The sequence below is a fragment of the Streptomyces sp. NTD91 genome (genome assembly GCF_059510455.1).
The window spans coordinates 186,873-207,061 of record NZ_JCAJZW010000001.1 but is presented as its reverse complement, the minus strand read 5'-3'; the positions used below and the strand labels follow the sequence as shown (position 1 = coordinate 207,061).

Below are 20,189 nucleotides of genomic sequence, written 5' to 3'. Positions count from 1 at the left end.
CGGTCTGCACCGGCCGCGTCCCCAACCTCACGGGTCAGTACACCTAGCCCTGCCGTGCCGCGCGCCGCTCCATGGCGTCGCGGGCCGCGTCCTCCGACATGTACACCTCGCACATGTGCCGCCCGTCGGGCGTCGCCGTGTGCTCGACCTCCCACAGGGAGACCTGACCGCCGTCCGGCAGCAGGAACGCGTGCTCGTACAGCGCGTAGCTCAGCCCCGCGCGACCGGCGCGCCCCGGACGCCCGAACGCCTGCGTGATCTCGTGCGCCGTGGCCGTGGCCAGCAGCGCCGCCGTCCTTCCATCGGGGCGGTCCGGGTTCTCCGCACGGCGCAGCAGCCGGCGCGCGTGGTCCGCCGAGTCCTCGGACGCGAACTCCTGCCTCGGCTCAGGGATCGCCCACAGCCCCATCAGCGCGGGCAGCTCGAACTCCGGCGTCTGCGGCGGCATCCCGAGCCGGGCCGTGGCCGCCTGCAGCTCCTCCTCGTCGACGTACACCTCGCTCTCGGGGGCGCTGCCCGGCGTGGGATTGTGCACCAGCTCCCACAGCGTGACCGCGGAGCCGTCGACGAGCAGCCAGGTGTGCCGGTACGTCTCCCGGTGCAGTCCTGCGCTGTGGTACGCCGAGTACAGCGAACCGTCGTGCGCCAGTGCGCAGTCGAGCTGCCGTAACACCTCGTCGGGCAGTTCGAAGGAGTTCAGGGCACGGCCGAGGAGCCGCGCGAGATGCTCCTCAGGAGACTCGGGCGACTCGGCTGGTTCGTACGCTGCCGTCTCGTACGGAACGCTCAAGGTTTCTCCCGGCGTTGCTGCATGTCACCTTGTGGGTGCATACCGTAGCCCCTCGGCCGGACATCATGTCCGGGAACCGAGAAAACGTGCGCCTGGAAAACGCGCGGGCCACGCGAAAAGTTTCCGCGCGGCCCGATGTGGCATCAAAACATGCCGGTCAGAGGGCACTTCCGGCGGTCCAGGCGCTCCATGACATGTTCCAGCCGTTGAGCCCGTTGTCCGGGCTGACCGTCGAGTCGGGGGAGTTCTTCACGACGACCACGTCACCGATGAGGGAGTTGTCGAAGAACCACTTGGCCGGCGTGGCGCCCTGTCCGCCCTGTACGTCCGCGAGCCCGACGCAGCCATGGCTGGTGCCCATGTGACCGAAGGGCGGATTGCCCTTGTTGTACCAGTAGTTGCCGTGTATGAAGGTGCCCGAGCCGGTCAGGCGCATCGCGTGCGGCACGTCCGGGATGTTGTAGGCGTTGCCGAGGCCGACCGTCCGGCTGTCCATGGGTGTCTGCTGGAACTTCTCGGAGATCACCATCTGTCCGTTGTACGTGGTGTGCTGGGCGTCGCCGGTGGAGATCGGGATCGTCTTGACCGTCGTGCCGTCCCGCACCACGGTCATGGTCTGGGTGTTGGCGTCGACCGTGGAGACCTGTGAGCGGCCGATGGTGAAGGAGACGGTCTTCTTCTGCACTCCGTAGACGCCCTGCGCGCCCTGGACCCCGTCCAGGTCGATCTTCACGGTGACCCTGGAGCCGGACTTCCAGAACTGCTGCGGCCGGAAGTCCAGCCGCCGGTCCCCGAACCAGTGCCCGACCACCTGCTGACCGCTGCTGGAGCCGACCGTGATGTGCGACTGCACGGCCTTCTTGTCGCTGATCGACTTGTCGAACGTGAACGACACCGGCATGCCCACGCCGACCGTGGTGCCGTTGTCCGGGGTGTAGGTGCCGATGAAACTGTTCGCCGTCGTGACCGTGGTGAAGACCGACTTGGTCACGGTGGCGCGTCCGCCCGCGTCCTTCGCGGTCGCGTCGATCTCGTACTTCGTCCCCCGCTCCAGCTGCTCCTTCGGCTTCCAGTCGGTGCCGTCCGCCGATATCGCCCCTGGCACGGACTGTCCCGTCCCCGCGACGGTCATCCTCACATCGGTCAGCTTGCCGCCGCTGGCCTTCACGCCGGTCGCGTTGATGGACGCGCCGGTCGAACCGTCCCTGGCCGAGATCACGATCCGCGCCGCCGACGCCTTGGGGGAGTCCTTGCCGCCCTTGCCGTCGTCGGTGGCGTTGGCGCTGCCACCGCAGGCGGTCAGGGTGAGGCTGCCGATCATCAGGGCGGCACACGCCCCCAGTACGCGCCGCGCTGCAATGTCCGGCGTTGTCACGGGCTGCTCCCAGTTCATGTGATGTGCGTGATCCGTTCCAGTGCGTGGAGAAAGAGTGCACGGGCGCCCGCGGAGGTTCCCGTCGACTCCCGTTGACGCCGTCACGTGACAGAACCGCGACAATCGAGGCCGGAACGAGCCGGTCCGCCTCACGCCTCCCCGTACAACTCCCCGTACGACGGCCACACTCCGCCCACCGAGTCGACCGACTCGGCGGCGCGCACACCCCGGACGATCGCGCGGGTCACCACGTCCGCGCCGGCGGCGAGGACGCCGTTCATCTCCAGCGGGTGCTCGGCGAGGGGTCGCGTGCCGGTCGCCAGTGCGAACACCGTGTCCCCGTCGTTCATGAGGTGCACCGGCCGTACGGCGCGGGCGATCCCGTCGTGCGCCGTGCCGGCCAGCTTCTGCGCCTGCGGCCTGGAGAGGTGCGCGTCGGTGGCGACCACCGCCAGCGTCGTGTTGAGCGGGGGCGGCGTGTTCCTGGCGGCGGTCTCCTCCAGACGCCGCTGAGCGGCCTCGTGCACGCACCTCTCCGGGTAGGTCACCCGCCCCTGGCACAACTCCCCGTACAGCGCCCCGGTCTCGGGCTCGATCACCGACCCCGCCGAGTTCACGACCACCAGCGCGGCCACGGTGATCCCCGACGCGAGCACCGTGCTCGCTGTGCCCACCCCGCCCTTGACCCGCCCCGCCACGGCCCCCGTACCCGCCCCGACACACCCCTGTCGCACCGGGGCGCCCGGCGCGCTCGCCGCGGCCGCCTCCACGGCGGCCCGGCCCGTCGCCGCCTCGGGCCGCGCGCGGAAGTCCCCGCCGCGGCCCAGGTCGAAGACGCACGCGGCTGGCACGACCGGCACGACATGCGCCGGGTCCGGCCCCACCCGCACCCCGCGTCGTTGCTCCTCCAGCCAGGCCATCACCCCTGCGGCCGCGTCGAGCCCGTAGGCGCTGCCGCCGGTCAGCACGACCGCGTCGACCCGCTGCACCACGTTGCGCGGGTCGAGCGCGTCGGTCTCCTTGGTGCCGGGGCCGCCGCCGCGCACGTCCACGGCGGCGACCACACCGCCCTGCGGAGCGAGGACGACCGTGGTGCCGGTGAGCCGGCCGCTTCCGCCGCGGGTGGCGTGCCCCACGCGCAGCCCGGCGACGTCCGTGATCGCGTCAACTGTCATGGGGGCCAGTCTGGCCCGTCCCCGCGCCCGCCAGGAGTCAGCCGGCCGGCGCGGTGGCGCTCGCCGTGCGCTGACGGCCCACCATGCGCGCCGTCAGCGTCACTCCGGTCGCGACCGTGGCTGCGGACACCAGCCCCGCGGTGAGCACCGCCCGGTCGCCCAGGAAGGTGCAGCAGATCACCGGCAACGCCGCGACCGGCAGCACCAGCTGCTGGGCGAGCCGACCTTGAAGTGCCGCGGGTGCAGCGCCCAGACGGTCAGCAGATACAGCGTCGCGGCCGCGGACGCGGACGCGGACAGCGTGGAGACGTGCGTCCTGCCGACCGCGTGCTCCAGGGCCACTTCCAGGCCCGCGCCGATCGCGGCGGCCGTAGCGTTCGGCGATGTGGTGCGGATGCCAGATGGAAGAAGAGCTCCAGCGGCGAGGAGACCTGGTGCGTCTCGTCACGCCCGCGTGCGGTGGGCCTTCGCAGCGGTCCCGAGGGCTGTGGCGCGCCCGGGGAGGCGGGCGGCGGAGCGGAACTCGACGTCATGCCTTCCAGGACAGCAGAAAACAGCCCCGAAATCTTGTGAATGCGTTCACAAAACGGGTGGGGGCGGGCACTCTCATCGGGCGAGGTTCCCCCGGGCCGTACCCTTGAGGCATGAGCACCGCCCCCGCATCCGAGCCCCGCGACCCGAAGCCCGCGCTGGTCTTCGACGACCCCCTGGACCGGCAGTCCTCGGACGACACCGACCGCGGGTGGGGCGAGCGGACCGACGGCGACGGCGCCGCCGACCTCAAGCGCTTCCTCGACGAGAAGCCGCCCCACCACCTCTGAGCCGTCCGCGGCGGCTGGGGCGTGTTTCGAAAGTGGCGTCGTCCGCCCGGAGGGCGGGGTCCGCGGCGTCCGGTGCGGTGCATCGCAAGGCGGAGGGTCGTCCTCGTACCGGGCGTACGGGGACGATCCCGACAACGCGGCGAGGTGCCGTGCCAGGCGTCGGGGACCAGACGGGACTTTCGAATCACGCCCTAGTGGTCGTGCCCCGCCCCGCGCTGTGCGACCAGCGCGTCGCGGATCTCCTTGAGCACCTCCAGTTCGGTCACCTCGATGACCTCCTTGGTGCCCTCCCGCGCCGCCTTGCGGGCCGCCTGGCGCGCCAGGTACTTCGACATCGGCAGGACCATCAGGAAGTAGACGACGGTCGCGGTGATCAGGAAGGTCAGTGCGGCGCCGAGGACGGAGCCCCACATCAGCTGGATGCCGTGCGTCCCCTTGCAGGAACTGCTCAGGCACGAGCTGTAGTTGTCCAGGTTCTGCGTCCCGATCGCGCCGACCAGCGGGTTGATGATCCCCTTCACCACCGAGTTGACGATGTTCGTGAAGGCCGCGCCGATGACCACCGCGACTGCCAGATCGACGACGTTGCCGCGCATCAGAAAGGCCTTGAAGCCATGCCAGACGCTCGGTTGACTCTTCTCGCTCACCTCGGGGACTCTCCTCGCACGCACAGGCTGTGGAACAAAGCGCTCCGCAACCTACGGCACGGTGAGGCCGTCCTGTCCAGTCCGGTCCACCGGTCGGGCATCCCGACGGCGAGCCGCCCGGCACGTGTCCGAGCCGGTTCAGCACAGCGTCACCGCCAGACGCGCCGTGGCGCTCGCCCCCACGAGACGGGCCGCCGTGGCACGCGGCACCGACAGCACGACCAGCGCCCCGCTCTCGGCGCCGCCCTCCAGCGGCTCGGGGACCTCGGTCACCCGCACACCTCGCGCGAGCACCCGGGCACCACCGGCCGACGGGTCCTCGGCGGCGATGACGTCGACGCGGTCGCCGGGCCGGAGCAGCCTGACCGTGGCCGCGTCGGCGATCCGCACCGGCGCCGTCACCACGTCCATGCGTGCGGGCCGGCGTGCGGGCGCCGTGACCGGGTGACCGCGGGCCCGGTCCCCGCGGTGCGGCGCGGTCCCGGTGCGCGGTCCCGCGGCGACGAGCGCGGCGGCGGTCACCGCGAGGCCGGCCGCGACGGCCCGCCTGCGGTGCCGGACGAGCCGCTGCAGCCGATACCGCCCGCCGCGCACCCGCACCGGCGGGAACTGCGGGACCTCGCAGGTCGCCGGGGCGTCCGTGCCCAGCGGACGCGGGAGCCGGAGGGGAGGTGGGAAAGAGGGCGAGGGCGGACGAGTGGACGCGTCCGGGAACGCCGAGGACGGGCGAGGGGACGGATTCGGGGACGACGAGGACCACGGCACGGAAATCACCGCCTGCGACGAGGAGTTCGGCTTGCCATGCCACGATGAGGCCTCGCGCCGCATCCCGCCGGAGACGGTGGATCACGGACGGATTGTGGACAACTCGGCCACCCGAACGGGGAACCCCACATGCCCGTCCCCGGCCCGCCCTCACAGCCGCCGCGGGGGTGCGGAGGGCAGCGTTACGGCAGCTCGAACCCCGGATCCATGCCGCCGAGCGCGTTCACGCACAGGCAGTCCCGTGCGCCGGTCTCCGGGAGTGCCGCCACCGCGTCGAACAGCACGCCGCGCAGCCGGTCCACGTTGGCCGCGAACACCAGCAGCACCTCCTCGTGCGAGACGCCCTCGCCGGTCTCCGCACCGGCGTCCAGGTCGGTGACCAGGGTCAGCGAGGTGTAGCAGAGCTCCAGTTCCCGGGCGAGCGCCGCTTCCGGGTGACCGGTCATGCCCACGATCGACCAGCCCTGCGCCCGGTGCCACAACGATTCGGCACGGCTCGAGAAGCGCGGTCCCTCGACGACGACCAGCGTGCCGCCGTCCACCGCCTCCCAGTCCCGCCCCCGGGCCGCCTTCAGGGCGACGGCCCGCCCGGTGGGGCAGTAGGGGTCGGCCATGGAGACGTGCACGACGTTCGGCACGGTGCCGTCGGGCAGCGGCAGCCCGTCGAAATACGTCTGCACCCGGGACTTCGTACGGTCCACGAACTGGTCCGGCACGAGCAGGGTGCCGGGGCCGTACTCGGGCTGCAGTCCGCCCACCGCGCAGGGGCCGAGCACCTGCCGGACACCGACGGAGCGCAGTGCCCACAGGTTGGCGCGGTAGTTGATGCGATGCGGCGGCAGGTGGTGGCCCCGGCCGTGCCTGGGCAGGAAGGCGACCCGTCGGCCGGCGATCTCGCCGAGGAAGAGGGAGTCGCTGGGCGGCCCGTAGGGGGTCTCCACCTGGACCTCGGTCACGTCGTCGAGGAACGAGTAGAAGCCCGAGCCGCCGATTACGCCGATCTCTGCGTTCGCCATGACCAGCACATTAGCGGGCGGCGCCCGCGTGGGGGAGCGGTGCCGGAAGGCACCGGGGACCCTGCGGTCGTCGTACGACGGCAGGGTCCGGGAAGAACGGTGTCAGGCCGCGGGGCTGCTGGCGGAGCTCGCCGTGGACGACCCCGAGTCGGACGAGGAACTCGACGACTTCGAGTCGGACGACGACGTGCTCGACGACTTCGACGCCGGGCTGCTGCTCGACGTGGAGCCGCGGGAGTCGTTGCGGTAGAAGCCGGAGCCCTTGAAGACGATGCCGACCGCGGAGAACACCTTCTTCAGGCGGCCACCGCAGCTCGGGCACTCGGTCAGGGCGTCGTCGGTGAACTTCTGCACCGCCTCGAGGCCCTCGCCGCACTCGGTGCACTGGTACTGGTAGGTCGGCACTGTCTTCCTCCTGGCACTCTCACTCAATGAGTGCTAACGACCATCCATAGTGACGTATTCCCGGGGATCAGTCCACCGTCATCGGTACGCGGTGACCGACGCCACGTGCCACGGTGCGGTTCTGCGGCCTCGGGACCAGTCGCGACCGCAGCGCCAGCAGGGTCGCCAGCGCGAGCAGCGTGCCGGCCATCGGCACCAGGAAGCCCGCACCGCCCCACAGCCGGTCCTCCAGCTGCCCGGCGACCGTCACGGCGGCCGCCTGTCCGAGGGCGACCGCGCCGGTCAGCCAGGTGAAGGCCTCCGTGCGGGCGCCGGCCGGGACCAGGTCCTCGACCAGGGTGTAGCCGGTGATCAGCGCCGGCGCGATGCACATGCCGACGAGCAGGCCGACCCCGGCGAGCAGCAGCGCCGAGTGCGCCGTCCACAGGGCGGACGAGGCGATCGCGAGCGCCGAGTAGCCGACGACCAGGCGGCGCTGTGGGGCGGCCTTCCAGGCGATGGCGCCGCAGACGATGCCGGACAGCATGTTGCCGGCGGCGAAGACGCCGTACAGGACGCCGTTCAGGCCGGGCTCGCCGATCGACTCGGTGAACGCCGCCAGGGAGACCTGCATGCCGCCGAAGACGGACCCGATGCCCAGGAAGGTCACGACCAGCACGCGCACGCCGGGGACGCGCAACGCGGAGGCGTGCCGCACGTGCGCGTGCCCGCGCTCCCGCCTCACCGGAGGCTGGGTGCCCTTCCGGGCGGCGAACAGCAGACCGCCGACGAGGGTCAGCGCGCCCTCCGTGACCAGACCGGCCGCCGGTGCGACGGCGGTGCACAGCGCGGTCGCGAGCAGCGGGCCGAACACGAAGGTCAGCTCGTCCGTGACGGACTCGAAGGCCGCCGCGGTGGCCATCAGCGGCGACCCCTGCAGCTTCACGCCCCAGCGGGCGCGCACCATGGGGCTGATCTGGGGTACCGAGGCACCGGTGGGCACGGCCGCCAGGAACAGCGCCCACAGGGGTGCGTGGGCCAGTGCGAGCGCCGTCAGCGACAGGCCCGCCAGGGTGTGCGCCAGAACGCCGGGGACCAGCACGGCGCGCTGGCCGTGGCGGTCGGCGAAGCGACCGCTGTAGGGCGCGAACAGCGCCATGGAGACACCGGTGACGGCCGCGGTGGCGCCCGCGGCGCCGTACGAGCCGGTGGTGTGCTGCACCAGCAGCACGATGGAGAGGGTGAGCATCGCGAACGGCTGGCGTGCCGCGAAGCCGGGGAGCAGGAAGGTCCAGGCGCCGCGGGTGCGCAGCAGCGGCCCGTATCCCGGGCGGGACGAGGCCGGCGAGGTCTTCTCCGGTTCGGTGGTGGTGACCGTGGATCCCACGGCCGTGCCTTTCTGCCGCCTGGTAGCGCGGGCCGTGTGTGGGGCCGGGCGCCGAGAGCTGTCCTCTTGCGCGGACTGCGGTAGATGCCGGCGCCCACTGCGGGTGGGAGCGACCCGGCCGCCATACGGTCGCGCCAGCTCTGCGTCAGGCAGAGTTGGTTCGATCAGGGTGCGGCTTCATCGTACAGGGATCAACGGCTGCCACGGCTGTGAAACGGGGCACCACGCGGGTGACCGGCCTGGGATTTCACGGAGAGGCGGACCGCGTGCCCTGTGCCGTCAACGCGTGCTTCCCGCGCCGTCCGTGCCGAGCCAGCCCGCCAGCTTGCCGCCGTGGGCGACCGCGCGCAGCCGCCGTTCCGCGGCGTCGCGGACCGGGTCGGTGGCGACGACGAGCAGTTCGTCGCCCCGGCGCAGCACGGTCGAGGGCAGCGGAACGAACGATTTTCCTTCGCGGACGACGAGGGTGACGGCGGCCCCGGACGGCAGGCGCAGCTCGCTGACCTCCACCCCGTGCATCCGCGAGCCCTCGGGGACCGAGACGGACAGCAGGTGGCCGCGCAGCCGCTCCAGGGGCGCCGACTCGATGCCGAGGTCGGCCGCCTCGCCCTTCTCGCCCAGCCGCAGGGTGCGGGCCAGCCAGGGCAGCGTCGGTCCCTGGAGCAGGGTGTAGACGACCACGAGCACGAAGACGATGTTGAAGATGCGGCGGCTGCCGGTGACGCCGTTCACCATGGGGATGGTGGCCAGGATGATGGGGACCGCGCCGCGCAGCCCCGCCCACGACATCAGCGTCTCCTCCTGCCACGGCACGCGGAACGGCGCCAGGCTGAGCACCACGCTCAGCGGGCGGGCCACCATGGTCAGGACCAGCCCGATCACCAGCGCGGGCCAGACGTCGTCGCCGAGTTCGTGCGGGGTGACCAGCAGGCCGAGCAGGACGAACATGCCGATCTGGGCGATCCAGCCGAGCCCCTCGGCGAAACCGCGGGTGGCCGGCCAGTGCGGCAGTTTGGCGTTGCCGAGCATCATCGAGGCCAGGTAGACGGCCAGGAAGCCGCTGCCGTGCCCCAGCGCGCCGGCGGCGTACGCGGTGACGGCGATCGCCATCACCGCGATCGGATAGAGGCCGGACGCGGGCAGGGCGACGTGCTTGAGGCCCCAGGAGCCGAACCAGCCCACCCCGAGCCCCACGGCCGCGCCGATGGCGAGCTCCAGGACGATCTTGCCCAGCAGCAGGTACCAGTGCTCGACCGGGCCGGCCACGGAGAAGGCGACGACCAGGATGACCACCGGTGCGTCGTTGAAGCCGGACTCCGCCTCCAGCGTGCCCGTCACGCGCGCGGGGAGGGGAATGCGGCGCAGCACGGAGAAGACCGCCGCCGCGTCCGTCGACGACACCACCGCGCCGATGATGAGCGCCTGGCGCCACCCCAGCCCGACCAGGTAGTGCGCGCCCGCCGCGGTGACGGCCACGCTGACGGCGACTCCGAGGGTGGCCAGGACGGAGGCGGACGGCAGGACCGGCCTGATCTCCTTCCACTTCGTGCCGAGACCGCCCTCGGCGAGGATCACGACCAGTGCGGCGTACCCCATGACCTGGGTCGCCGCGACGCCGTTGAAGTGGATGTGGCCGACGCCGTCCTGGCCCATGAGGACGCCGATGGCCAGGTAGACGAGCAGGCTGGGGAGCCCGCTGCGGGAGGAGATGCGCACGGCCGCGACGGCGACGAGCAGGACCACGGAGCAGACGAGCAGGAGCTGGTTGAGGTGGTGAACGGTCAGCGGCGGTTCCCTTCCTCGGCTCGCACCGGAGGCGCGAGCACACGTTCACAAGACCCGGGGCTGCGGCGCACCGCACCCAAGTACTTCATTACCTTACCTAACTCTTGACGCTTCCTTGACGCTCGGCGGGGCAAGATCGAACGTCCGTGCGCGCCGGTTCCCGACTCCGCGTCAAGCGGCGCGGGGCCCTGCGCCTATGGTTGCTCCAGCGCTCATTCAAAGTCACAGCCCGACCTGCCGCTCGCGTTAGGACAGCAAGGACAGCGATGCCCCCCAACACCACCGCCACAACGGGAGACACCGCCACCACCGGTGCCGCGCCCGCCGAGTCCGGCAGGAAGAAGGGGCGCAGAGCCCGACTGATCGTGCTGGTGCTGGTCCTGGCCGTCGTCGCAGGCATCGCCTACGGCGGCTACTGGTCGGTCAGCACCGTCCGTGCCTCCTTCCCGCAGACCAAGGGAACGATCACGCTTCCGGGTCTGTCGGGACCCGTCGACGTCAAGCGGGACGGCAACGGCATCCCGCAGATCTACGCGTCCTCCGACGCGGACCTGTTCATGGCGCAGGGTTACGTCCAGGCGCAGGACCGGTTCTGGGAAATGGACGTGCGCAGGCACATGACGTCCGGTCGCCTGTCGGAGATGTTCGGCACGAGCCAGATCAAGAACGACGAGTTCCTGCGCACGCTCGGCTGGGACCGGGTGGCGAAGCAGGAGTACGACACCAAGCTGTCGGCCTCCACCAAGAGGTACCTCCAGGCGTACGCCAACGGCGTCAACGCCTACCTGAAGGGCAAGGACGGCAAGGACATCTCCCTGGAGTACGCCGCCCTGGGTTTCACCAACGACTACAAGCCGCAGCCGTGGACCCCGGTCGACTCCCTGGCCTGGCTGAAGGCGATGGCCTGGGACCTGCGCGGCAACATGCAGGACGAGATCGACCGCGCCCTGATGACCAGCCGCCTCGGCCCGCAGCAGATCCAGGACCTGTACCCGGAGTACCCCTACAGCCGTAACAAGCCGATCGTGCAGGAGGGCCAGTACGACACGCTGACGCAGTCCTTCCGGCAGGGCGGTGCCTCGGGCACGTCCACGGCCGCAGGCGGCACCGGCACGACGGGCACGGCGGGCACCGCCGGGGGTGCCACGGGCGCCTCCGGGGCCACGGCGGGCACGACCGGCTCCTCCGCCTCGGCCGCGACCGGATCGTCGCTCACGAGCCAGCTGGCGGGTCTCCACAACATCCTGGACGATGTCCCGACCGCCGTCGGGGTGAACGGCCAGGGCATCGGCTCCAACTCCTGGGTGGTGGCCGGGAAGTACACCATCACCGGCAAGCCGCTGCTCGCCAACGACCCGCACCTCGAGGCGTCCCTGCCGGGCGTCTGGTACCAGATGGGCCTGCACTGCCGCACGGTCTCCAGCGCGTGCCAGTACGACGTGACCGGATACACCTTCGCAGGCATGCCCGGTGTGATCATCGGCCACAACGCGAACATCGCCTGGGGCATGACGAACTCCGGCGTCGACGTCACCGACCTCTACCTGGAGAAGGTGACCGCGAACGGCTACCTGTACGACGGCAAGGTCCGGCCCTTCAGGACCCGCGAGGAGACCATCAGGGTCGCCGGCGGCTCCTCCAAGACGATCGTCGTGCGCCAGACCCAGGACGGCATGCCCCTGCTGTCCGACCGCGACGACGAACTCGTCCAGGTCGGCAAGCGGGCCACCGTCAGCACCGCCGCCCCCGACCGCGGCGACGGCTACGGCATCGCGCTGCGGTGGACCGCGCTCGACCCGGGCACCTCCATGGACGCCGTCTTCGCCCTCGACAGGGCTTCGGACTGGCACGAGTTCCGCCAGGCGGCCGCCCTGTTCGACGTGCCCTCGCAGAACCTCGTCTACGCCGACACCGAGGGTCACATCGGCTACACGCTGCCCGGGAAGATCCCGACCCGCTCCTCGGTGGACGACGGCTCCGTCCCGGCGCCGGGCTGGGACTCCAAGTACCGCTGGACCGGCTTCATCAAGCAGAACGAGCTGCCCTACGAGTTCGACCCCAGGCGCGGCTACATCGTCACCGCCAACCAGGCCGTGGTCGACAAGGACAAGTACCCGTACACCCTCACCACCGACTGGGGCTACGGAACCCGCAGCCAGCGCATCACCGACCTGATCGAGTCCAAGATCAAGGACGGCGGCAAGATCTCGACCGACGACATGCGGCAGATGCAGCTGGACAACAGCAGCGAGATCGCCAAACTCCTGGTGCCGAGGCTGCTGAAGATCAACCTCGACGACAAGGACGTGCGCGACGCGCAGAAGCTGCTGGAGGGCTGGGACTACACCCAGGAGTCCGACTCCGCTGCGGCCGCCTACTTCAACGCGGTCTGGCGCAACATCCTCAAGCTCGCGTTCGGCAACAAGCTCCCCAAGGAGCTGCGTGTCCAGGGACAGTGCCTGTGGGTCGACAGGATCGACAGCACCGGCCCGGTCGACGACGACACCAAGGTGCGCGAGTGCGGCCAGCGCGACGCCGACCAGGCGCAGCCGGACGGCGGCGACCGCTGGTTCGAGGTCGTGCGGAACCTGATGGACAAGCCGAACAGCGACTGGTGGAAGACGCCACGCTCGGGCACCCGCCCCGCGGCCCACGACATGGACCAGCTCTTCGCCCGCGCCATGATCGACGCCCGCTGGGAGCTGACCGCCAAGCTCGGCAAGGACATCGACACCTGGAGCTGGGGCCGGCTGCACCGCCTGTTCCTGAAGAACCAGACGCTCGGCACCGACGGCCCCCAGGCGCTGCAGTACATCCTCAACCGCGGCCCCTGGAAGCTCAGCGGCGGCGAGGCCACGGTCAACGCGACCGGCTGGAACGCCGCCGGCGGCTACGGCGTCGTGTGGGTGCCGTCCATGCGGATGGTCGTCAACCTCGCCGACCTGGACAAGTCCAAGTGGATCAACCTGACCGGTGCCTCCGGGCACGCCTTCAGCGCGCACTACACGGACCAGACGAGCCTGTGGGCCAAGGGCGAGCTGCTGCCCTGGTCGTTCACGGCCAAGGCGGTCGACGACAGCACCAGCGACAGCCTCGTCCTCAAGCCGTGACCGGCTGACGGAACGGAGAACGGCCCTCCACGCCCGCGTGGGGGGCCGTTTCGCGTATGAGCCGTCAGGCCTCCGGGAAGCGGCGCACGCCGGACGGGGTCACCACGGCGTGCACGGGCTTGTCGTGCGCCTCCGCCGGGACGTGCGCGACGACTTCCGCGTCGTACAGCAGCACCACGAGCCGGGGACGGACGCCCGCGCGCTCCAGCCGGGCCAGCACGCGGTCGTACGAGCCTCCGCCCCGCCCCAGCCGCATCCCGCGCGCGTCGACGGCGAGCCCGGGCAGCAGGACGACGTCCGCGGCCGTCACGGCGTCCGGGCCGAGCCGCGCACCGAGGGGTTCGAGGAGTGCCGTCCTTCCGCCGTGCCGGACCCGGGCGAGGGAGCCCGGGCCGGTGTACTCGCCCCAGTCGAGGTCGTTGTCGGGCAGGAGCGCGGGGAGCAGCACCCGTACGCCCCGCGTGCGCAGCGCGTCCAGCAGCGCGGGGGTGCCGGGCTCTGTCCCCACGGAGACGTACGCCGCCACGGTGTGCGCCCGCGCCAGTTCGGGCAGCTCCAGGGCGCGCTCGGCCAGCGCGCGGGCCGTTTCGTCGACGTCATCGTCCGTCAACCTGTTCCTCACCGAGAGGAACTCCCGCCGCAACGTTCGCTTGTCAGGCTCGCTCGTGCGTCCGTCGTGTTCCACGGGTCGTTCTCGCACCCTTCTTGAATGCAGTCATAAAGGGTCAACCAATCTGAGCCACAGATTCCGCACAAAGGCACCGGATATGGTTGCGGGCATGACTCAGTCGCACCCCAGGATCAGCAAGGCTGTCATTCCCGCGGCCGGCCTCGGCACCCGGTTCCTGCCGGCCACCAAGGCCACTCCCAAGGAGATGCTGCCGGTCGTCGACAAGCCCGCGATCCAGTACGTGGTCGAGGAGGCCGTTTCGGCGGGGCTCGACGATGTTCTCATGGTCACCGGACGCAACAAGCGCCCCCTTGAGGACCACTTCGACCGCAACTACGAACTGGAGTCGGCCCTCGAGAAGAAGGGCGACGCCGAACGGCTCGCGAAGGTGCAGGAGTCCAGCGACCTGGCGACCATGCACTACGTCCGCCAGGGCGACCCCAGGGGCCTCGGCCACGCCGTGCTGTGCGCCGCCCCGCACGTCGGCCACGAGCCCTTCGCCGTGCTCCTGGGCGACGACCTGATCGACCCGCGCGACCCGCTGCTCCAGCGCATGATCGAGGTCCAGGAGCGGCACGGCGGCAGCGTGATCGCCCTCATGGAGGTCGCGCCCGAGCAGATCCACCTCTACGGCTGCGCGGCCGTGGAACCGACCGCCGACGGCGACGTGGTGCGGGTGACCGGACTGGTCGAGAAGCCGGACCCGGCGGACGCCCCGTCGAGCTACGCGGTCATCGGCCGGTACGTCCTCGACCCGCACATCTTCGACATACTGCGCAAGACCGAACCCGGCCGCGGTGGGGAGATCCAGCTCACCGACGCCCTCCAGCAGCTCGCGGAGGACGAGAAGATCGGCGGTCCGGTGCACGGTGTCGTCTTCGAGGGCCGCCGTTACGACACCGGCGACCGTGGCGACTACCTGCGTGCCATTGTCAGACTCGCGTGCGAACGTGAAGACCTGGGCCCGGACTTCCGGACCTGGCTTCGCAGTTACGTAGCCGAGGAGATGCAGCAACGTTGAGCACCGCCGCGACCCGCCCCGTCGGCCCGGACCACCTGTGGTCGGTGGACGAGCACCTGGAGGACGTCCTCACCACCGTCCGCCCCCTCGAACCCATCGAGCTGCAACTGCTCGACGCCCAGGGCTGCGTCCTGGTCGACGGCATCACGGTGCCGGTGTCCCTGCCGCCGTTCGACAACAGCTCCATGGACGGGTACGCGGTGCGGGTCGCGGACGTCGCGGGCGCCGGCGAGGAGTTCCCGGCCGTCCTCGAGGTCGTCGGCGACGTCGCGGCGGGCGCGGCCGACCCGGTCCGGGTCGGCCCCGGCCAGGCCGCCCGCATCATGACCGGTGCCCCGCTGCCGCCCGGCGCCGAGGCCGTCGTCCCGGTGGAGTGGACCGACGGCGGGCTCGGCGCGGGCCCCGTGAGCGGCATGCGGGCCCGCAGCCTGGCACCCGAGGGCGCCCGGGGACAGGTGCGCGTGCACCGCCCCGTCGAGGCACGCGCGCACGTGCGCGCCGCGGGCAGCGACGTGCAGGCCGGCGACCGCGCCCTGGAGGCCGGCACGATCCTCGGACCCTCGCAGATCGCGCTGCTCGCCGCGATCGGCCGCGGCACGGTGCACGTGCGCCCGCGCCCGCGCGTGGTCGTCCTGTCCACCGGCAGCGAACTCGTCCAGCCCGGCGAGGAACTGGGCCGCGGCCAGATCTACGACTCCAACAGCTTCGCCCTCACCGCCGCCGCGCGGGACGCGGGCGCCATCGCCTACCGGGTCGGCGCCGTCGCCGACGACGCCGAGACCCTCCGCTCCACCATCGAGGACCAGCTCGTCCGCGCCGACCTGCTGGTGACCACGGGCGGGGTGAGCGTCGGGGCGTACGACGTCGTCAAGGAGGCCCTGGCGCACGTCGGCGACGAGGACGAGGCGGGTGGCGGCGTCGAGTTCCGCAAGCTCGCCATGCAGCCCGGCAAGCCCCAGGGCTTCGGCTCCGTCGGCCCCGACCACACGCCGCTGCTGGCCCTGCCGGGCAACCCCGTGTCGTCGTACGTCTCCTTCGAGCTGTTCGTCCGCCCCGTCATCCGCACCCTGATGGGCCTCCCCGACGTGCACCGCCCGCGCACCCGGGCCACGCTGAGAGCCGACGGGGCACTGCGCTCGCCCAAGGGACGCCGGCAGTTCCTGCGCGGCGCGTACGGCGACGGCGAGGTGACCCCCGTGGGCGGTGCCGGCTCGCACCTGATCGCGGCGCTGGCGCACGCCGACGCCCTGATCGTCGTCCCCGAGGACGTGGAGTCCGTCGCGCCCGGCACCGAGGTGGAGGTCGTGCTGCTCGGCTGAGGTCCGGGCACGGGCGTGCGTGCGCCCGACGGGGTCCTCGGCCGGTGCGTGCGCGGACAGGGCGGTACCGTGTCGCGCACAACAGGCCCGAGCCGCGCAGTGCGCCGGGCCCGAACCGGGAGCGGCACACAGCATGACTGAGTCCTTCCGGGGGGAGACCCCCGGATCCCCTGTGCAGGACCGCCTGACGCACATCGACGAGTCGGGCGCGGCCCGCATGGTCGACGTGTCCGGCAAGGAGGTGACCGCGCGCACCGCCCGTGCCCGCGGCCGCGTCCTCGTCTCCCCGCGCGTGGTCGAGCTGCTGCGCGGTGAGGGAGTGCCCAAGGGCGACGCCCTCGCCACCGCCCGCATCGCCGGCATCATGGGCGCCAAGCGCACCCCGGACCTGATCCCGCTGTGCCACCCGTTGTCGGTGTCCGGTGTGAAACTGGATCTGTCGGTCGCGGACGACGCCGTGGAGATCCAGGCCACCGTGAGGACCACGGACCGCACGGGCGTCGAGATGGAGGCCCTCACCGCCGTGACGGTCGCCGCGCTCACCGTGATCGACATGGTCAAGGCTGTCGACAAGGGAGCGGTCATCACGGACGTGCGGGTGGAGGAGAAGACGGGCGGCAAGTCGGGCGACTGGAGCCGGGCATGACCTACCGGGCTCTGGTGGTCACCGCCTCCAACAGGGCTGCCGCGGGCGTCTACGAGGACAAGGGCGGTCCCTTGGTCGCCGACGGCCTCAGGCGCTTCGGTCTCACCGTCGACGGCCCCCGGGTCGTCCCGGACGGGGAGCCCGTGGAGGCGGCCCTGCGCGCGGGGGTCGCCGCCGGCTACGACGCGATCGTCACCACCGGCGGCACCGGCATCTCGCCGACCGACCGCACACCCGAGGCGACCCGCGCGGTGATCGACCGCGAGGTGCCGGGCATAGCGGAGGCCATCCGGGCGTTCGGACGGGAGAAGGTGCCGACCGCGGCGCTCTCCAGGGGCCTGGCCGGGGTGGCGGGCCGGACCCTGATCGTCAACCTGCCGGGTTCCACGGGCGGTGTGAAGGACGGACTCGCCGTGCTGGAGCCGCTGCTGGTCCACGCCGTCGACCAGATCCGCGGCGGCGACCACCCCGGACCCATGAGCGGGGGTGCGAGCTGAACAGCCCATCATGGCCCGTCGTGCTGGCGGACGGCGATGTCGTCCTCCGGCCGATACGGCTGCGCGACCAGCGGGCCTGGCGCGAGGTGAACCGGCGCAACCGCGACTGGCTGCGCCCCTGGGAGGCAACCATTCCGCCGCCCACCCCCAGCGGGCCGATAGCGCACCGGCCGACCTACCGGCAGATGGTCCGGCACCTGCGGTCCGAGGCCGGCGCCGGCCGGATGCTGCCGTTCGTCATCGAGTACCAGGGTCGGCTCGTCGGGCAGCTGACGGTCGCCGGGATCACCTGGGGATCGATGTGCTCGGGCCACGTGGGCTACTGGGTGGACGAGGCGGTGGCCGGACGCGGGGTGATGCCGACGGCGGTCGCGCTCGTCGTGGACCACTGCTTCCGCACGGTCGGACTGCACCGCGTCGAGGTCTGCATTCGCCCCGAGAACCGGCCGAGCCGCCGGGTCGTGGAGAAACTCGGATTCCGCGAGGAGGGGCTCCGGCCGCGCTATCTGCACATCGACGGCGCCTGGCGGGACCACCTGGTGTTCGCGCTCACCGCCGAAGAGGTGCCCGACGGTTTGCTCGCCCGGTGGAAGCGGGCACGCCCCCGGGCGGAGCGCCGCAATGCCCAGAACACGCCGGAGAATCACGCCTAGCCGTGTGCCGGCCGACGTAAATTGAATATGTGTTCGAAATTGACCGACTGTTGACCGTCTCGGGAGCATTGAATTCCCGTCTGCGGCGGTCCACTGATCGCATGGGTCGCAAAAAAAGCTGGAAATATCAGCCGGATCGTGCGACACACCGGCCCAATTGGCGGATGGCCTCGCGTAAACCCCTCTACGGTGTGAGACGTGAGCAGCAGCGGCCTCATCTACGCAGTCATTGTCGGGGCCTGGGCCGCCTACTTGGTGCCGATGTGGCTCCGTAGGCAGGACGAGCTGAACGAGGCCCGTCCGACGGAACGCTTCAGCACCGCCATCCGGCTGCTGTCCGGACGGGCGGGAATGGAGCGCCGATACGCCAGGGACCTGCGGGCACGCTCCGCCCAGGAGGGGGAGCCGGACGCCGGCGAACCGGACGCCGTCACCGACTCGGTGGACGTCCGGGCCTTCGCCGTGCCTCCGACCCGCCGCCAGGCGGACTCCGGCATCGAGTCCGAGTCACCCGGCAGGGTGGACCCGGCGCGCGAGCAGGTCGCAGCGCCGTCGCCCAAGTCCCTTTCCGCGCCCGCGCGGGAACGGGTGCCGTCCGCGCGGTCGGCGCCCTCGGCGCAGGCGGCCGCAGCACGCGCCCGGCGCTCGAAGGTCCTCGCGCGCCGCCGGCGTACCACCGTGGTCCTCTTCCTCGCCTTCACCCTCGGCGCGATCGTCGCGGCCGTCGGCGGACTCGCCTTCCTGTGGGCGCCCGCCGCGCCGGCCGTGCTGCTCAGCGCGTACATCGCGTACCTGCGCTCCCAGGAGCGCCGCCGCTTCGCCTACCAGATGGACCGCCGCCGCGCGGAGGTCGCCGCCCAGCGGCTGCGGGAACGCGAGCGCCAGCCGCGCCGCCGCCCGCCGCTGGACGCGGTCCCCGGCGCCGACGAACCGGAGGAGGCCCCCAAGACCGGGACGGACCCCGGGCTCGCCGCGCTCGCCGCCGACCGGCGCGCCCTGGTCGAGCAGACGGACCACGCCGAGTGGGTCGACCAGCAGCGGGAGCGGCAGCGGCGGCCCGGCGGCGACAGCTGGGACCCGGTGCCGGTACCCCTGCCGACGTACGTGACCGCACCGGTCGCGCCGCGTGCCACGTCCGACGTGGATCTCGGGGCGCCCGACACCTGGAGTTCGGCGCGTTCCAGCTCGGTCGCGCCGGAGCAGGAGACGCGCCACGCGCCGGGGGCGGAGACCGACGAGCAGGCGCCCGCGTCCGGGGACACGCCGACGGCCGGCCGCGCAGACGCCCGCCCCCAGGCCCGGACCCGCTCCCGCGGAGGCAACCCCGCCGCCTCCGCCCGCCGGTCGCGCGAGCGCGGCCGCACCCCCCTCTTCGACCAGTACGAGGACCGCGACCGCCCGCGCGCGGCCAACGAGTGACGCCCGCCATACTCCGGGAAGGCGCGCTGACCAGTCCGGGAACGGATTTCCAAGCACCCCGATCGGGATGCTAAAGTTTCACTCGTTGCAAGGGCCTGTGGCGCAGTCCGGTAGCGCACCTCGTTCGCATCGAGGGGGCCAGGGGTTCAAATCCCCTCAGGTCCACGCAGCATGAAGCCCCGGTCGGTGAAAGCCGACCGGGGTTTCATCGTCTCTACAGCCGCTTGGCGAAACAGCGGCTGTCCTCGTGGTGGCGGTAGTGGCCGAACTTGGCGCACGGCTCGTAACCGCTGGAGGTGTACAGGGCGATGGCCTCCGGCTGCTTGGTGCCCGTCTCCAGGACCATGCGCACGCGGCCGGCCGCGCGGGCGTCCTCCTCCAGGGCCGCCAGGATGCGGCGGGCCAGGCCGCGGCCGCGCATCTGCGCGACGACGAACATGCGCTTCAGTTCGGCGTCGCCGTCCTCATTGCCCACGTCGTTGCGGTCCTGGCTGCGCCAGCCGCCGGTGGCCACGGGGCGGTCGAACGCGTCGTACGCGATCAGATACACGCCGTTCGGCGGGTCGAAGTCCGTGGCGGCGAGGACGGTGGCGTCGCCTTCGTCCCCGTAGCGCTCGGCGTACTCGGCCTGGACCTCGTCGTTGAGCTTCACGGCGTCGGGGTGATCGAAACGTACGCGGCGTACATACATGCTGGGCATCGTACTTCT

19 protein-coding genes, 1 tRNA gene and 1 pseudogene are annotated in these 20,189 nt (G+C 71.6%); 9 read left to right on the top strand and 12 right to left on the bottom strand.

Annotation, left to right across the window (positions count from 1 at the left end):
- Nucleotides 1-43: 43 nt before the first annotated feature.
- From AC5WRT_RS00910 to AC5WRT_RS00895, 4 genes and pseudogenes are all read right to left on the bottom strand, one after another.
- Nucleotides 44-790: a DUF6227 family protein gene (locus AC5WRT_RS00910; protein ID WP_496091655.1), complete on the bottom strand. Its 747-nt coding sequence runs from the start codon at nt 788-790 to the stop codon at nt 44-46.
- Between the two features lie 157 nt (nt 791-947).
- On the bottom strand, nt 948-2,165 hold the full coding sequence (locus AC5WRT_RS00905; protein WP_496091654.1) for a L,D-transpeptidase: 1,218 nt from the start codon (nt 2,163-2,165) through the stop codon (nt 948-950).
- A 149-nt stretch (nt 2,166-2,314) separates the two neighbouring features.
- On the bottom strand, nt 2,315-3,340 hold the full coding sequence (locus AC5WRT_RS00900; RefSeq protein ID WP_496091653.1) for a P1 family peptidase: 1,026 nt from the start codon (nt 3,338-3,340) through the stop codon (nt 2,315-2,317).
- Between the two features lie 37 nt (nt 3,341-3,377).
- Nucleotides 3,378-3,715, bottom strand: a pseudogene (locus AC5WRT_RS00895) (low temperature requirement protein A); the annotation flags it as partial.
- A gap of 269 nt (nt 3,716-3,984) precedes the next feature.
- Between AC5WRT_RS00895 and AC5WRT_RS00890 the strand changes: the two are divergent.
- The gene (locus AC5WRT_RS00890) at nt 3,985-4,161 is read left to right on the top strand and encodes a hypothetical protein (RefSeq protein WP_496091652.1); all 177 of its coding nucleotides are present in this window, start codon (nt 3,985-3,987) and stop codon (nt 4,159-4,161) included.
- A gap of 191 nt (nt 4,162-4,352) precedes the next feature.
- Here AC5WRT_RS00890 and mscL read toward each other — a convergent pair whose 3' ends face one another.
- The 6 genes from mscL to AC5WRT_RS00860 form a co-directional block, all read right to left on the bottom strand.
- Nucleotides 4,353-4,808, bottom strand: a complete 456-nt coding sequence (gene mscL / locus AC5WRT_RS00885) for a large conductance mechanosensitive channel protein MscL (protein ID WP_496091651.1) — start codon at nt 4,806-4,808, stop codon at nt 4,353-4,355.
- 138 nt (nt 4,809-4,946) lie between these two features.
- Nucleotides 4,947-5,636, bottom strand: coding sequence for a hypothetical protein (locus AC5WRT_RS00880; protein ID WP_496091650.1), 690 nt, complete (start codon nt 5,634-5,636; stop codon nt 4,947-4,949).
- A 119-nt stretch (nt 5,637-5,755) separates the two neighbouring features.
- Nucleotides 5,756-6,589, bottom strand: coding sequence for an S-methyl-5'-thioadenosine phosphorylase (locus tag AC5WRT_RS00875; protein ID WP_496091649.1), 834 nt, complete (start codon nt 6,587-6,589; stop codon nt 5,756-5,758).
- A gap of 102 nt (nt 6,590-6,691) precedes the next feature.
- Entirely contained in the window at nt 6,692-6,994 is a 303-nt protein-coding gene (locus tag AC5WRT_RS00870) for an FmdB family zinc ribbon protein (RefSeq protein WP_496091648.1), read from the bottom strand.
- Between the two features lie 67 nt (nt 6,995-7,061).
- On the bottom strand, nt 7,062-8,360 hold the full coding sequence (locus AC5WRT_RS00865) for an MFS transporter (protein WP_496099834.1): 1,299 nt from the start codon (nt 8,358-8,360) through the stop codon (nt 7,062-7,064).
- 279 nt (nt 8,361-8,639) lie between these two features.
- A complete protein-coding gene (locus tag AC5WRT_RS00860) occupies nt 8,640-10,145 on the bottom strand; it encodes a potassium/proton antiporter (RefSeq protein WP_496091998.1) in 1,506 nt (501 codons plus the stop codon).
- A gap of 266 nt (nt 10,146-10,411) precedes the next feature.
- Here AC5WRT_RS00860 and AC5WRT_RS00855 point away from each other — a divergent pair, with 266 nt between their 5' ends.
- Nucleotides 10,412-13,255, top strand: a complete 2,844-nt coding sequence (locus AC5WRT_RS00855; RefSeq protein WP_496091646.1) for a penicillin acylase family protein — start codon at nt 10,412-10,414, stop codon at nt 13,253-13,255.
- 64 nt (nt 13,256-13,319) lie between these two features.
- On the opposite strand, the gene AC5WRT_RS00850 is transcribed toward AC5WRT_RS00855, so the two are convergent.
- Entirely contained in the window at nt 13,320-13,940 is a 621-nt protein-coding gene (locus tag AC5WRT_RS00850) for a 5-formyltetrahydrofolate cyclo-ligase (protein WP_496099833.1), read from the bottom strand.
- A gap of 94 nt (nt 13,941-14,034) precedes the next feature.
- Here AC5WRT_RS00850 and galU point away from each other — a divergent pair, with 94 nt between their 5' ends.
- From galU to AC5WRT_RS00815, 7 genes are all read left to right on the top strand, one after another.
- A complete protein-coding gene (gene galU, locus AC5WRT_RS00845) occupies nt 14,035-14,946 on the top strand; it encodes a UTP--glucose-1-phosphate uridylyltransferase GalU (protein WP_496091644.1) in 912 nt (303 codons plus the stop codon).
- Entirely contained in the window at nt 14,943-16,265 is a 1,323-nt protein-coding gene (gene glp, locus AC5WRT_RS00840) for a molybdotransferase-like divisome protein Glp (RefSeq protein ID WP_496091643.1), read from the top strand. Before galU ends, glp begins: the two co-directional genes overlap by 4 nt.
- 133 nt (nt 16,266-16,398) lie before the next feature.
- Nucleotides 16,399-16,911 carry a cyclic pyranopterin monophosphate synthase MoaC gene (moaC, locus tag AC5WRT_RS00835; protein ID WP_496091642.1) on the top strand — a complete coding sequence of 171 codons (513 nt, stop codon included), beginning with the start codon at nt 16,399-16,401 and terminating at the stop codon, nt 16,909-16,911.
- On the top strand, nt 16,908-17,408 hold the full coding sequence (locus tag AC5WRT_RS00830; RefSeq protein ID WP_496091641.1) for a MogA/MoaB family molybdenum cofactor biosynthesis protein: 501 nt from the start codon (nt 16,908-16,910) through the stop codon (nt 17,406-17,408). Before moaC ends, AC5WRT_RS00830 begins: the two co-directional genes overlap by 4 nt.
- A gap of 20 nt (nt 17,409-17,428) precedes the next feature.
- A complete protein-coding gene (locus tag AC5WRT_RS00825; protein WP_496091640.1) occupies nt 17,429-18,061 on the top strand; it encodes a GNAT family N-acetyltransferase in 633 nt (210 codons plus the stop codon).
- A gap of 198 nt (nt 18,062-18,259) precedes the next feature.
- The gene (sepX, locus tag AC5WRT_RS00820) at nt 18,260-19,480 is read left to right on the top strand and encodes a divisome protein SepX/GlpR (protein ID WP_496091639.1); all 1,221 of its coding nucleotides are present in this window, start codon (nt 18,260-18,262) and stop codon (nt 19,478-19,480) included.
- 91 nt (nt 19,481-19,571) lie between these two features.
- Nucleotides 19,572-19,645 (top strand) — tRNA-Ala (locus tag AC5WRT_RS00815).
- A 49-nt stretch (nt 19,646-19,694) separates the two neighbouring features.
- Here AC5WRT_RS00815 and AC5WRT_RS00810 read toward each other — a convergent pair.
- Nucleotides 19,695-20,171, bottom strand: a complete 477-nt coding sequence (locus AC5WRT_RS00810) for a GNAT family N-acetyltransferase (protein WP_496091997.1) — start codon at nt 20,169-20,171, stop codon at nt 19,695-19,697.
- Between the last annotated feature and the right edge of the window lie 18 nt (nt 20,172-20,189).

What these genes read in the sequence shown, in the direction of transcription:
- moaC (WP_496091642.1), top strand. Translation starts at nt 16,399, where the DNA reads ATGACTGAGTCCTTCCGGGGGGAGACCCCCGGATCCCCTGTGCAGGAC.
- AC5WRT_RS00900 (WP_496091653.1), bottom strand. Translation starts at nt 3,340, where the DNA reads ATGACAGTTGACGCGATCACGGACGTCGCCGGGCTGCGCGTGGGGCAC.
- AC5WRT_RS00880 (WP_496091650.1), bottom strand. Translation starts at nt 5,636, where the DNA reads ATGCGGCGCGAGGCCTCATCGTGGCATGGCAAGCCGAACTCCTCGTCG.
- AC5WRT_RS00830 (WP_496091641.1), top strand. Translation starts at nt 16,908, where the DNA reads ATGACCTACCGGGCTCTGGTGGTCACCGCCTCCAACAGGGCTGCCGCG.
- AC5WRT_RS00875 (WP_496091649.1), bottom strand. Translation starts at nt 6,589, where the DNA reads ATGGCGAACGCAGAGATCGGCGTAATCGGCGGCTCGGGCTTCTACTCG.
- galU (WP_496091644.1), top strand. Translation starts at nt 14,035, where the DNA reads ATGACTCAGTCGCACCCCAGGATCAGCAAGGCTGTCATTCCCGCGGCC.
- AC5WRT_RS00855 (WP_496091646.1), top strand. Translation starts at nt 10,412, where the DNA reads ATGCCCCCCAACACCACCGCCACAACGGGAGACACCGCCACCACCGGT.
- AC5WRT_RS00810 (WP_496091997.1), bottom strand. Translation starts at nt 20,171, where the DNA reads ATGTATGTACGCCGCGTACGTTTCGATCACCCCGACGCCGTGAAGCTC.
- AC5WRT_RS00890 (WP_496091652.1), top strand. Translation starts at nt 3,985, where the DNA reads ATGAGCACCGCCCCCGCATCCGAGCCCCGCGACCCGAAGCCCGCGCTG.